Source organism: Pseudoxanthomonas sp. SORGH_AS_0997, from assembly GCF_031453535.1.
GTDB lineage: Bacteria > Pseudomonadota > Gammaproteobacteria > Xanthomonadales > Xanthomonadaceae > Pseudoxanthomonas_A > Pseudoxanthomonas_A winnipegensis.
Map to the genome: position 1 here is coordinate 2,609,440 of NZ_JAVIZI010000001.1, position 13,369 is coordinate 2,622,808.

At 69.9% G+C, this 13,369-nt stretch carries 8 protein-coding genes and 1 pseudogene; 5 read left to right on the forward strand and 4 right to left on the reverse strand.

What is annotated here, in order from left to right; genetic code table 11:
- The first annotated feature begins 96 nt into the window (after window positions 1–96).
- Both QE438_RS11440 and QE438_RS11445 read left to right on the forward strand, forming a co-directional pair.
- Window positions 97–2,604 (forward strand): TonB-dependent receptor, encoded by a 2,508-nt coding sequence (locus tag QE438_RS11440; RefSeq protein WP_307183924.1) that lies wholly within the window; start codon window positions 97–99, stop codon window positions 2,602–2,604.
- A gap of 103 nt (window positions 2,605–2,707) precedes the next feature.
- Window positions 2,708–4,792, forward strand: coding sequence for a hypothetical protein (locus QE438_RS11445; RefSeq protein WP_306995549.1), 2,085 nt, complete (start codon window positions 2,708–2,710; stop codon window positions 4,790–4,792).
- Between the two features lie 706 nt (window positions 4,793–5,498).
- On the opposite strand, the gene cydX is transcribed toward QE438_RS11445, so the two are convergent.
- From cydX to QE438_RS11460, 3 genes and pseudogenes are all read right to left on the reverse strand, one after another.
- The gene (gene cydX, locus QE438_RS11450; protein ID WP_130516512.1) at window positions 5,499–5,600 is read right to left on the reverse strand and encodes a cytochrome bd-I oxidase subunit CydX; all 102 of its coding nucleotides are present in this window, start codon (window positions 5,598–5,600) and stop codon (window positions 5,499–5,501) included.
- A gap of 27 nt (window positions 5,601–5,627) precedes the next feature.
- Window positions 5,628–6,776, reverse strand: coding sequence for a cytochrome d ubiquinol oxidase subunit II (gene cydB, locus QE438_RS11455; RefSeq protein ID WP_306995547.1), 1,149 nt, complete (start codon window positions 6,774–6,776; stop codon window positions 5,628–5,630).
- A 10-nt stretch (window positions 6,777–6,786) separates the two neighbouring features.
- A pseudogene (locus QE438_RS11460) lies at window positions 6,787–8,362 on the reverse strand (cytochrome ubiquinol oxidase subunit I).
- Window positions 8,363–8,470: 108 nt separating this feature from the next.
- Here QE438_RS11460 and cydD point away from each other — a divergent pair.
- From cydD to QE438_RS11475, 3 genes are all read left to right on the forward strand, one after another.
- Window positions 8,471–10,156 (forward strand): thiol reductant ABC exporter subunit CydD, encoded by a 1,686-nt coding sequence (gene cydD / locus QE438_RS11465; RefSeq protein WP_306995543.1) that lies wholly within the window; start codon window positions 8,471–8,473, stop codon window positions 10,154–10,156.
- Window positions 10,153–11,808, forward strand: coding sequence for a thiol reductant ABC exporter subunit CydC (gene cydC, locus QE438_RS11470; RefSeq protein WP_306995541.1), 1,656 nt, complete (start codon window positions 10,153–10,155; stop codon window positions 11,806–11,808). Before cydD ends, cydC begins: the two co-directional genes overlap by 4 nt.
- Window positions 11,809–11,897: 89 nt before the next feature.
- Window positions 11,898–12,221, forward strand: a complete 324-nt coding sequence (locus QE438_RS11475; protein ID WP_130528191.1) for a hypothetical protein — start codon at window positions 11,898–11,900, stop codon at window positions 12,219–12,221.
- A 16-nt stretch (window positions 12,222–12,237) separates the two neighbouring features.
- On the opposite strand, the gene QE438_RS11480 is transcribed toward QE438_RS11475, so the two are convergent.
- The gene (locus tag QE438_RS11480; protein ID WP_130528190.1) at window positions 12,238–12,978 is read right to left on the reverse strand and encodes a helix-turn-helix domain-containing protein; all 741 of its coding nucleotides are present in this window, start codon (window positions 12,976–12,978) and stop codon (window positions 12,238–12,240) included.
- Window positions 12,979–13,369 lie beyond the last annotated feature (391 nt).

The following is a 13,369-nucleotide window of genomic DNA, read 5'->3' on the forward strand; positions in this document are numbered from 1 at the left end:
GGAGGGGCGCTGGCAACGGAGGCAGACAGTGTCGCGCATGCGTGTCCGTGCTGTCTTTAGAACGACGTGGAACCACATTCTCCGGGGAGGGGAACCATGCAACGCATCTGGTTGACGCGCTATGCGCTCTCGGCGGCGATCGCCGCCAGTCTCAACACCACCGCCTTCGCGCAGGAAGCCGCGACCGCTCCACAGACGCCGACGCCCGCGCAGGCGTCCAAGGACAACGCCACCACGCTGGACACCGTGGTGGTCTCGGGTACCGCCCAGGCCGGCGGTGTGAAGAAGCTGGAGGCCAGCTTCAACATCGTCACGGCCAACGCCGAGCAGATCAAGCAGGCCAATCCCAAGAGCACGGCTGATCTGCTCAAGATCTCGCCGGGCATGTGGCCGGAAAGCAGCGGCGGCCAGACCGGCGCCAACATCGAGATCGCCGGCTTCCCCGGCGGCGGCGATGCGCCGTACTTCTCCACGCTGCTGATGGGCTCGCCGCTGTACGGCATGCCGACGCTGTCGTTCTTCGAGACCACCTCGATGTTCCGCCTGGACGACACGGTGGAGGCCGTGGAAATCCTGCAGGGCGGCCCGTCGGTGGTGTTCGCCGATGGCCAGATGGGCGCCTCGGCCAACTTCTTCCTTAAGACCGGCACCGACGTGCCCTCCGGCAGCATCGGGGTGACCTACGGCAACGAGGGACTGTGGCGGCTGGATGGCTTCTCCGGTTTCAAGCTGGCCGACAGCTGGTACGGCAGCGTGGGCGGCTTCTGGCGCGAGTCCGACGGCGTGCGCGACCCGCAGTTCAAGGCCGACAAGGGCGGTCAGCTGACCGCCACGCTGTCGCACGAGACCGACGCGGGCAAGTTCACCCTGTACAGCCGCTACCTCAACGACAAGAACCAGTTCATCACCCCGATCCCGCTGATCCAGCGCGGCACCGACAGCTTCAGCGCCTATCCGGGCTTCGACCCGCTGAAGGACACGTACTACAGCAAGGCCATGCAGCACGTGTACCTGCCCAGCTATCCCAACGGCGGCACCAATGCCGACCTGGCCGACGGGCGCGGCGCGAAGATGTTCTTCCTGGGCGGCAACTTCGACTATCAGCTGGAGAACGGCTGGTCGATCAGCGACCGCTTCCTGTTCGATGCCGGCGACATGGACACCAATGCGCTGTTCTCGGGCAACAACCCGGCCAGCCTGGCCGACATGCTCTACAACCCGAGCACGCCCGGCGGCTTCAACCTGCCGGCCGGTTCGGCCACCGCCACCTACACCACCGGCGGCGCGGTGCCGCTGGACCAGAGCGTGATCCAGCAGGGCTGGTGGCATATCCACAAGCACCTGAAGAGCTTCAACAACGACTTCCGCCTGAGCCGCGAACTGTTCGAAGGCAACACGCTGACCGTCGGCCTGTACTACGCGCACTACACGATGGCCGACAAGTGGTCGCTGGGCAACCAGATGCTGATGACCAACACGCCCAACGCCACGCCGATCGCGGTCACCTACGTCGATGGCGGGCAGACCTACTACCGCACCGACGGCCAGGGCTTCGCCGATTTCGGCGGCTACCACATCGCCCAGCGCGGCAGCGCCACCAACAAGGCGATCTACGTGTCCGACTCGTGGCGCGTGGGCAACTGGCTGCTGGACCTGTCCGGGCGTCTTGAGAACCAGGACGCCAAGAGCGATGTGTGCAACATGACCAACCAGGACCTGGATGGCAATCCGCGCACGCTGTACGACAACGCCGTGCCGGTGTGCAACGGCACCTACGCGCACAACGAGTACGACAAGACCCATCCCTCTTGGACGGCCGGCGCCAACTACAGCTTCAACGAGCACACCTCGGCCTACGGACGCGTCAACACCGGCGGGCACTTCCTGGACTTCGACAACGGCATCCGCGGGACCACCAACGACGACTACCCGCCGCTGCAGAAGATCCGCAACTACGAAGTCGGCTTCAAGTACCAGTCGCCGCTGGTCTACGTGGACCTGAGCGCCTACCACCGCGTCTTCACCGGCCTGCAGTACCAGCCGACCAATGGCCTGGGCACGCCGGTGGGCGATCGCTCGATCTACGGTTCCAAGTCCAACGGCGTGAACCTGATGGGTGCGCTGACCCCGGTGGAGAACCTGCGCCTGCAGGTGGTGGCCAACTACCTGGACGGCGAATACACCGACTACAACGCCTGCTTCCAGTACACCGACATCAACGGCCAGGCGGCGTGCGCGCCGATTGAAGGCAAGCAGCTGCAGCGCCAGCCGAAGTTCCGCGGCATGTTCACGCCCAGCTACCGCTTCGTGACCGCCTGGGGCGACATCCTGCCGTACGTCACCTACACCTATGTGGGCGATCACACGCAGGATCAGTCGGGCCTGCAGCAGCTGGGCTCGTACCACACGGTGGACTTCGGCGTGACCAGCAACATCGGCGATCACTGGCAGTTGAACCTGCGCGGCACCAACATGACCAACGAGCTGGGGCTGACCGAGTCGAACTCGCGCATCTTCGGCAATGCGGCCAGTGCCGGCGGCGTGCTGCTGGCCCGTCCGCTGGAGGGTCGCGAGGTCAACTTCCAGGCCAAGTACCTGTGGTGATCCGCAAGTACGCTCTCTGATGACACGACAGGCAACGCACAGGACAACGCCCGGGATCTGCCCGGGCGTTGTCGTTGATGACTTCTTGAAAGGGAACGAGCACATGCATCAGCCACCGCGCCGTCCACGGCCATCGACCGCACCACGCCTGCGCGCCGCACTGGGCAGGACCTGGAGAGGCCTGGCGACCGCCGCTCTGCTGACCGCGCTCGCCCCGTCCGCGGCCAGTGCGCAGGCGCTGCAGTTCCGCATCGACGAGGGCAGCACCACCAACGCCTTCTATCAGCATGGGCCGGTGGCGGCGCATGTGCTGGCCACCAGCGGCACGCGTCCGCGCCTGCTGGTCGCATTCCCGGCCGGCAACAGCGGCGTGGCGGTATGGTTCGCGCCGACCACGGCACCGGTGCAATGGACGCTGCAGTCGGTGCGGCCACAGGCGTCGCGCGACGATCCGGCGATGCACGGCATCGTGGCCGAGCTCGAACTGCGCGGCGGTCCGCTGACGCTGGACAAGGCGGCGCTGGGCAGCATCCGCGTGCTGCGCGATGTGCAGCTGGGCCAGCCCATCCCCGCACAGGTGGCCACCGCGGCGAAGGTCGCCGCGCAAAGCGTCAGCTGGGCGCGGCGCCGGCTCGACGATGCGCCAGGCTACCGCGTCGCGCTGGAGATCACCCAGGGTCGCGTCGTCTCCCGGGCCGGCGCGATCACGCTGGAACCGGAGCGCGCCGGCGGCACCGTGCACGTGCGCCTGCTCGCCTCGACCGGCGAGACGCCGCTGACCCCGCTCGCCAGCGGCCAGCTGCTCAACGCCAAGGCCGCATCCGATGCGCGCATGCGCAACGCGCTGCAGTTCCTGAGCTATCGCGAGAAGTTCCTCGCCGGCTCGTGGCGCTTCGACACCTACTTCGGCCGCGACACGCTGATGTCCACGCGCCTGCTGATGCCCGTGCTGCAGCCGGCGGCGGTCGAAGCCGGCCTGGGCGCGGTGCTGGCGCGCCTGTCGCCACAGGGCGAAGTCGCGCACGAAGAGGACATCGGCGAATTCGCCATCCTGCGCCACCTGGCCGGCGACGGCACGCGCTCGGACGCGCCGATCTACGACTACGGCATGATCGACGGCGACTACATGCTGGCGCCGGTGATGGCGGCCTGGCTGGCCGAGGACCCGCGCGGACAGGCCCGCGCCCGTGCGTTCCTCGCCGCACGCAACGACCTGCAGCACAGCAGCAACGCCCAGGCGCTGCTGCGCAACCTGCTGCATGTGGCGCGCAACAGCGAGGCCTTCGCCGCGGCGCCGACCTTCGATCATCTGCTGTCGCTCAAGCCCGGGCGCATGACTGGCCAGTGGCGCGACAGCGAGGAAGGCCTGGGCCGCGGCCGCTACCCCTACGATGTCAACGTAGTCTGGATGCCAGCCGCGCTGCGCGCGATCGGCGCCTTCGTCGACAGCGGCCTGCTGGACGGCGTCGCCAGCGACGCGCAGCGCCAGGCCCTGCGCGCGGCCGCGGCACGCGCCGATGCCTGGGAACGTCAGGCGCGCGGGCTGTTCGAAGTGCGCCTGGATGCCACGCAGGCCGACGCCGCGCTGCGCGCCTATGCGCAGCAGCTCGGCGTACCGGTCGAGCCGGCCCTGGCCTCGCTCGCCGGCGCCGGGCTGGCGTTCCCGGCGCTGTCGCTGGACGCGGACGGGCGCGTCGTGCCGGTGCTGCATTCGGACGCGGGCTTCGGGCTGCTGTTCGGCCGACCCGACCCGGACACGCTGGCGCGCGACGTGGCCGCGGTGATGCGCCCCTTCCCCGCCGGGCTGATCACCGACGTGGGCATGGTGGTCGCCAACCCGGTCTTCGCCGACCAGGCGGCCTGGAGCCGCCTGGGGCCGCAGGCCTACCACGGCACCGTGGTGTGGGCCTGGCAACAGGCGGTGATGCTGGCGGGGCTGCGCCGCCAGCTGGCGCGCGACGACCTGCCCGCACCCGTGCGCGCACAGCTGCAGCAGGCGCAGACGCGCTTGCAGCAGCTGATCAAGGCCGCCGGCGAGGTGCGCACCTCCGAGCTGTGGTCCTGGCGCTGGGAACAGGGGCGCTATCGCATCGAGCCCTTCGGCGCACAGGGCGCGCACGAGGACGAATCCAACGCCGCACAGCTGTGGAGCACGGTGTTCCTGGCCGACCCGGGCACGCACGAGTGAACGAGACCAGCGCCGCACACGTCCGGCCGGCGACCGGGAAAAGGACAGGCGCTCTGCCGGGGTGCGCGACGCGAACCAGTTGAGGACATGGGAGGCGGATCGGCGAGCGGACTTCGCCCACCAGCCTCGACGCAGCCGGGCGCCGATCCTCGGCTAGCCTCCATGGCCTATTCCTGGAATTGATCGAGGCTTGCGCCTCGGTGGGAGCCGCCACGGCGGCGATGAGGCTCTATCGGTAAAGCCCCATCGCCGCCGTTGGCCGAAAAGGCCACAAGGGCGGCTCCCACAGGGATTGCGTCGGTCATCCGCGAGGACCATGCGCATCCGCGCGTCGCTAGACACCCAGTCCGCTCTGCTCCACGCCCGGCCGGCGCGAGGCCCGGTGAGCGGAAAGATCGGAACTCCTTCCAACTCGAGGGCATCGAGCAAGCGCTCTGCCCCTCCCCTTCGCCGAAGGCGAAGGGGAGGGATGGGGAGGGGTCGGTGGATTTCCCGGGCAAGCCACGGAAGCAAGAGCAAAAGCACCCCACCCCGGCCCTCCCCTTCGCCTGCGGCGAAAGGGAGGGGGCTCGAACCGAAGTCCTGTGACTTGACGCGCGAGGCAGCGGTCCGAAGCCGCAATGCCCAAGCGCCACAGCGCCTCGATCGGGAGAAACCAAAAGAAAGCCCGCCTCACGGCGGGCTTCGCTTCATCGAGCGCGGAGGATCAGCGCTTGCGCGCGTCCTCGCGCATTTCGAACCACATGCCGTTGAGGATGGCGAAGAAGCAGGCCAGGCTCACGCCGAGGATCCAGGAGAAGTACCACATCGTCGTTGCTCCTAAGGTTGAGCGCCGTCAGTAGGCGTTGGGGTTGCGGGTCAGGGCGTCGTCGCCGACCTTGCCGCGCAGCACGCGGTAGACCCAGGCGGTGTAGGCCAGGATGATCGGCAGGAACACCGCCGTGGCCAGCAGCATGATGAACAGCGTCATGTGACTGGACGAGGCATCCCACAGGGTCAGGCTGGAGCGCGGATCCAGCGAGGACGGCAGCATGAAGGGAAAGACCGCCACGCCCTCGGTCAGGATGATCGCGGCGATGCCCACCGCCGAGGCCAGAAACGAAGGCACCTCGCGCCCGGCGCGCAGCAGCGCCGCGCAGGCCAGGAAGGCGGCCACGCCCAGCACCGGGAAGATCCAGGTCCACGGCATGGCGTGGTAGTTGCTCATCCAGGCCCCGGCGGCCACCTCCACCTGCTTGGCCAAAGGATTGGACGGGCCGGCATGATCGAGCGCGCCGACGAGCTGATAGCCCTGGACGCCGAGCGCCAGCCACACGCCGGCCAGCGCGAACAGCACCGCCGTGGCCAGCGCGGTCAGGCTGCCCAGGCGACGGGCGCGGGCCTGGATCTCGCCGCTGGTCTTGATCACCAGCATGCCCGCGCCGTGCGTGGCCAGCATCGCCACACTGACCAGGCCGCACAGCACCGGGAACGGCATCAGTAGACCGAACAGATCGCCTTCGTAGATCGTGCGCAGCGACTCGTCGAAGCGGAACGGCGCGCCGACCAGCACGTTGCCCATCGCCACGCCGAACACCAGCGCCGGCACCAGCCCGGCGGCGAACAGCACCCAGTCCCAGGTCGCGCGCCAGGCCGGCTTCTCCAGCTTGCTGCGGAACTTGAAGCCGACCGGCCGCAGGATCAGCGCCATCAGGATCAGGATCATCGCAAGGTAGAAGCCGGAGAAGCTGACCGCATACAGCGCCGGGAATGCGGCGAAGATCGCGCCGCCGCCCAGGATCAGCCACACCTGGTTGCCTTCCCACACCGGGCCGACCACGTTGATGACCAGCCGGCGCTCCTGATCGGTGCGCGCCACGCCGGGCAGCAGCGTGGCCACGCCCAGGTCGAAGCCATCCATGACCGCAAAGCCGATCAGCAGGATGCCCAGCAACAGCCACCAGATGAAGCGCAGGGTTTCGTAATTAAGCGGAATCGTGTCCATGAGCTGACCTTCAGGCGTTGACGACGGCGAGCGGGGTGCCGGTGGTGTCGGGCTGACGCCCACCGGAGACTTCGGTGGGGCCCTTGAGGATGGTCTTGCGCAGCAGGTAGATCTCGATCACCGCCAGCGTCGTGTAGAGACCAACGAACACGCCCAGGCTGATCAGGATCTGGTGCAGCTTCAGACCCGAGGCGGCGAAGAAGGTCGGCAGCACGCCGTCGATGATCCAGGGCTGGCGACCGTATTCCGGCCACGATCCAGCCGGACTCGATCGCCACCCACGGCAGCAGCAGCGTCCAGAAGGCGAGCTTCAGGAACCAGCGCTTCTCATGCAGCGTGTGCTTGCTGGCGTACCAGAACGCCAGGGCGAAGAAGCCGATGAAGTAGAAGCCCAGCCCGGCCATCGCGCGGAACAGCCAGAACAGCGGCGCCACGCGCGGCACCGTGTCGAAGGCGGCCTGGTCGATCTGCGCGTCGGTGGCGTTGGCGATGTCGTCGCGATAGCGCTTGAGCAGCAGGCCGTGTCCCAGATCGCCCCAGTGCGCGTCGAAGGTGGCGCGCGCGGCGGCGTCGTTCCTGTCCGCGCGCAGGGCCTGCAGGGCCGCATAGGCCTGCTGGCCGCTGCGGATGCGCTCCTTGGCCCGTTCGACCAGCGGCAGGATGCCGGGCATCTCGGTATTGAACGAGCGCGTGCCGATCAGGCCCATCACCCAGGGGATATGGATCTGCGCGCTGTTGCTGTGCGTGTCCTGGTCAGGGAGCGCGAAGACGTTGAAGCCGGCTGGCGCGGGCTCGGTCTCCCACATGGCCTCGATCGCGGCCAGCTTCATCTTCTGGTTCTCACCGGCGATGTAGCCGCTCTCATCGCCCAGCACCACCACGCTCAAAGACGCGGCCAGGCCGAAGCTGGCGGCCACGGCCATCGAGCGCTTGGCGAACTCCAGGTGACGCCCGCGCAGCAGGTACCAGGCGCTGATCGCCATCACGAACACCGCCCCGCACACGTAGCCGGCGCTGACGGTGTGCACGAACTTGGCCTGCGCCACCGGGTTGAACAGCACCGCGGCGAAGTCGGTGACCTCCATGCGCATGGTCTCCGGATTGAACTTCGCCCCGACCGGGTACTGCATCCAGCCGTTGGCGATCAGGATCCACAGCGCCGAGAGGTTCGAGCCCAGCGCCACCAGCCAGGTGACCACCAGGTGCTGGACCTTGGACAGCTTGTCCCAGCCGAAGAAGAACAGGCCGATGAAGGTCGCCTCCAGGAAGAAGGCCATCAGCCCCTCGATGGCCAGCGGCGCGCCGAAGATGTCGCCGACGTACTGGCTGTAGTAGGACCAGTTGGTGCCGAACTGGAACTCCATGACGATGCCGGTCGCCACGCCCATGGCGAAGTTGATGCCGAACAGCGTGCCCCAGAACAGGGTCATGCGCCGCCACACATCGCGCCCGGTCATCACATAGACGCTTTCCATGATGGCGATGAGGAAGGACAGCCCCAGCGTCAATGGGACGAACAGGAAGTGGTACAGCGCAGTCAGGGCGAACTGCAGCCTGCTGAGTTCAACGACGGTCATGTCGGGCATGGCACGAGCAGCTGTTTGGGAGATTGCCGACAGCTTGCGCGCCTGGCCCGGATTCAACCTTGATCTGGATCAACGCCCTTCTAGGAGGCGTGGCGCAGAATGGACGCCATGTTGGTCGCGCCCACCGCAGACGCCCCCCTGACCCTCGAGACCCTGGTCGCGCCGGTCCGCGGCTGCCTGCGCCTGGCCGGCCTGGCCACTTCGGCCAGCGGCGTGCTGCTCATCGCGCAGGCCGGCCTGATCGCGCTGCTGGCCCAGCACGTCCTGGCCGAACACCGGCCCATGCAGACCCTGTGGTGGCCGCTGGTCGCGCTGTTGGGCGTCGGCCTGGCGCGCGCCGGGCTGGCCTGGGCGGCCCGCACCCTGGCCGACGATGCGGTGCAGGCGCTGCGCCATGGCCTGCGCCTGGGCGTGTTCGCGCGGATGCAGGCGCGCGGCCCGCTGTGGCTGCGAGGCCAGCGCAGCGGCGCGCTGAGCGAGCTGACCGGCACGCACATCGACGCGCTGGACGGCTATGTCGGCGGCTTCCTGCTGGCGCGCATGGAAATGGTCTGGGTGCCGCTGGCGCTGCTGGCCGCGGTGTTCTGCGTGGATCGCGTGGTCGGCACGGTGCTGCTGCTCACTCTGCCGCTCATCCCGGTGTTCATGGCGCTGGTGGGCTGGGGCGCGCAGGCCGCCAGCGACCGCCAGCTGCAGGCCATGGCGCGCATGGGCGCGCATTTCGCCGACCGCCTGCGCGGGCTGGGGCTGATCCGCCTGTACGGCCAGGCCTCCGCCGCGCTGGCCGGCATCGCGCAGGCCGCGCAGGGCGTGCGCGAGGGCAGCCTGAAGGTGCTGCGCATCGCTTTCCTGTCCTCGGCGGTGCTGGAGTTCTTCGCCTCGATGGGCGTGGCGATGGTGGCCCTGTACCTGGGCCTGACCTATCTGGGCATGCTCGAGCTGCGCAGCGCGCCGCTGGACCTGGCAGCAGGCCTGTTCTGCCTGCTGCTGGCGCCGGAGGTCTACGCCCCGCTGCGCCGGCTGGCCGCCCACTACCACGACCGCGCCGGCGCGCTGGCCGCGCTGGACGGCATCAATCGCGCGCTGGCCATGGACGACGCGGCACCCGCCCCGCCGCCGCATGCCGACGCCAGGCCGGCGCCCACCCTCGCTCCGGCGCTGCTGCGCGTGCGCGACCTGCGCCTGCGCCATGCCGGTGCCGCGCGCGCCGCGGTGCAGGGCCTGTCCTTCGACCTGGCCCCGGGCCAGCACCTGGCCCTGGCCGGCCCCAGCGGCTGCGGCAAGAGCACCCTGCTCGAGGCCCTGGCCGGCTGGCTGCCGCCGGAGGCGGGCCTGATCCAGCACGCCTCCGGCCTGCGCATCGGCTACGCGCCGCAGCGCCCGCATCTGTTCGCCGGGACGATCGCCGACAACCTGCGCATCGCGGCGCCGCAGGCCAGCCCCGCGCAGCTGCAGGCCGCCGCCGACGCCGCGCAGGTGCTGCACTTCGCCCGCGCGCTGCCCGATGGCCTGGACACGCGCATCGGCGAGGGCGGCTTCGGCCTGTCCGGCGGCCAGGCCCGGCGCGTGGCGCTGGCCCGTGCCCTGCTGCAGGACCCGCAGCTGCTGCTGCTCGACGAGCCCACCGCCTTCCTCGACGCCGACACCGAAACCGCGCTGCTCGAGGCCCTGCTGCGCTTCGGCCAGGGCCGCGCCCTGCTGGTGGCCACGCACAGCGCGGCCGTGATCGAGCGCCTGGGCCAGGTGCTGTGGCTGGGCGATGACCGCACGCCGGGCGTACGGAGGGCGGCATGAACGCCTTGCTGGCCCGGCACCGCCGCGGCGTCGCGCTGACCCTGGCCCTGATGACGCTCACCGCGCTGGCCGGCACCGCGCTGCTCGGCCTGGCCGGGCACTTCCTCACCGCCGCCTCGCTGGCCGGCGTGGGGGCGCTGGGGTTCAACCTGTTCGGACCGTCGGCCGGCATCCGCGGCCTGACCTTCATCCGCATCCTGTCGCGCTACTTCGAGAAACTGATCGGCCACGACGTGACCCTGCGCATTGGCGCGGACCTGCGCACCGGCTTCTTCCGCCGCGCCCTGCCGCTGGCGCCGCTGCAGCTGGGCCACCTGCGCACCGGCGAACTGCTGGGCCAGCTGGTCGGCGACATCGAACGCGTCGAAGGCGGCCTGGTGCGCGCCCTCGGCCCACTGGTCGCGCTGGGCACGCTGATGGTGCTGGCCTGCGTGGTCATGGCCTGCGTGCTGCCGCTGGCCGGGCTGGTGTTGTTGCTGGCGTGCCTGCTGCTGGGCCTTGGCCTGCCCTGGCTGACCGCGCGCGGCGCACAGGCGCAGGAACAGGCCCGCGCGCAGGCCCGCGCCGTGCTGCGCGCCGAAGTGCTGGACGGCCTGGACGGCGCGACCGACCTGGCCGCCCTGCACGCCAGCGCCACCTGGGCCGCACGCATCGACGCGCGCAGCACGCACTTCGAACGGCTCGAACGCCAGCGCAAGCGCGTGCTCGCGCTGGGCACCCTGGGCCATGGCGCGATCAGCGCGGTGACCCTGGTGCTGGTGCTGGGCCTGCTGCTGCAGGCGGTCGGCACCGGCACGCTGGGCTCGCCCGCGGCCGCCGGCCTGTTCTTCATGACCGTGGCCCTGCTGGAAGCCAGCGCGGGCGCCGCCCTGGCCTGGCGCGAACGCCACGCCGCCGCCACCGCCGCGCAGCGGCTGGAGGCCACCCTCGCCCCCGCGCCGCAGGTGGCCGATCCCGAAGCGCCGCAGGCCGTGCCCGCCACCGGCGTGCTGGAGCTGGATCAGGTCGCCTTCCGCTGGCCCGGCGCCGCCGCGCCTGTACTGCGGCAGGTGCAGCTGCGCATCGCGCCGGGCACGCGCGTGGCCATCGGCGGCGACAGCGGCGCGGGCAAGAGCTCGCTGCTGGCGCTGCTGCTGCGGCTGGTCGATCCCACCGAAGGTACGTTGCGCTACGGCGGCCAGGAAATGCGCAGCTTCGCCCTGGCCGACTGGCATCGCCACATCGCCTGGCTGCCGCAGGAGGCGCCGGTCTTCGCCGGCAGCGTGCGCGAGAACCTGCAGCTGGGCGCGCCGGAAGCCGACGAGGCGCGCCTGTGGCAGGCGCTGGCGCAGGTGCGCCTGGACGATCTGGTGCGCGCGCTGCCCGGCCAGCTCGACGGCTGGGTCGGCGAACACGGCCGCACCCTGTCGGCCGGCCAGGCCCGGCGTCTGGCCCTGGCACGCGCGCTGCTGCGCGATGCGCCGATCCTGCTGCTGGACGAACCCACCGAAGGCCTGGACGTGGACACCGCCCAGGCCCTGCTCGCCGACCTGGCCCAGGCCAGCGCCGGCCGCACCGTCATCGTGATCACCCACGACGCCTTGCCGGCCGGCTGGGCCGACGCGCACTGGCAGCTGATCGACGGCCGGCTCGCGCCCCGCGCGCAGCCATGAGCGAAACGCACGCCCGCGTTTAAGTCCGGGCAACGGCCGATGCACGCAGCTGCGCTAGAGTCGGAGTCCGTACCCCCACACGTTCGGCCATGTACGACCCTGCACGCAGCAAGCTCGACGAGAAGATCTGCGCGCTGATCTGCCCGATCTCGGCGGCCATGGTCGGCGTGTGCCTGACCGGAGTCGGCCTGCTGCACGTGGCGGCGGCGGTGAATCAGAAGGCGACCCTGGCCGACGACCTGCTGGCCTGGGACGCGGTGATCTTCCTGATCGCCACGCTGGTGTCCTACTTCGGGCTGCGCACCGGCACGCGCAACCACCGGCTCGAACAGGTGGCCGACGTGGCCTTCATCGTGGCGATGGTGGTACTCACCGGCGGCGGCCTGTACATCACCTACAGCATCAGTCCCTAGGGACCGCGCAGACGCCTCAGGCGGCGGCCGCCAGCGCCTCGAGTCTGTCGCGGTCGAGCAGGCGCACGGTGTGCGGCTCGGGCGTGGCGATCAGCGCGTCGGTGCGCAGGCGGGTGAAGCAGCGGCTGACCGTCTCGATGGTCAGGCCCAGGTAGTCGGCGATGTCGGTGCGCGTCATCGGCAGTTCGACCACGGCATCGTCCAGGCCCTGGCGGGCGCGGCGCGCGGCCATGTCCACCAGGAAACCGGCCAGGCGCTCGGGTGGGGTCATCCGCGCCAGCGCCATCAGCTTATCGCGCGTGGCGTCCAGCTCGATGCAGGCGCGCTCCATCAGCTCGTGTTCCAGGCCCGGATAGGTCTGGCACAGCTGGCGCATGCCGGGCTGGGAGACCGCGCACAGGCTGGCGTCGGTGATCGCCTCGATGGTGTGGCGGTAGTGGCTGGCGCCGGAGAAGCCGATGTAGTCGCCCTGCATCAGGAACCCGGCCACCAGCCGGCGGCCGTCGGCCAGCGTGCGGGTGCGGCGCAGGGCGCCGCTCTGCACGGTGAAGACGTAGCGCCGCGGCTCGCCTTCGCGCGCCAGCAGTTCGCCGGCGCGCAGATGGGTGTCGCCGGTCATCGCCTCCAGCGCCTTGGCCTGATCGGGCGGCAGCGCGGTGCACACTGCGAGATGGCGCACCAGGCAGACGCGGCAGCCGTGGCCCTCCACGCTGGTCTGGTTGGGGTCGGTGGGATTGCGTTGGATGCGCAGGCTCATGGTCGGATCGGCCGCTCTGCCTTAACTGAGGCTGCATGATACGCCCCTGGTGCTGGGGGGTCGGATGGGCCCGTGGGAAAGCCACATCGCCGCCATGGCGGCCCCTACCTGTAGAGCGGAGCTTGCTCCGCCGGGGCTTTCCCCTGATCCGGCCCTTGTAGAGCGGAGCTTGCTCCGCTGGGGCCTTCCCATGATCCGGCCTTTGTAGAGCGGAGCTTGCTCCGCTGGGGCCTTCCCGTGATCCGGCCTTTGTAGAGCGGAGCTTGCTCCGCGGGGGCTTTCCCATGATCCGGCCTTTGTAGAGCGGAGCTTGCTCCGCTGGGGCCTTCCCGTGATCCGGCCGAAAAGCAGCGGAGCAAGCTCCGCTCTACAACGGCTGTGACGTGATCGG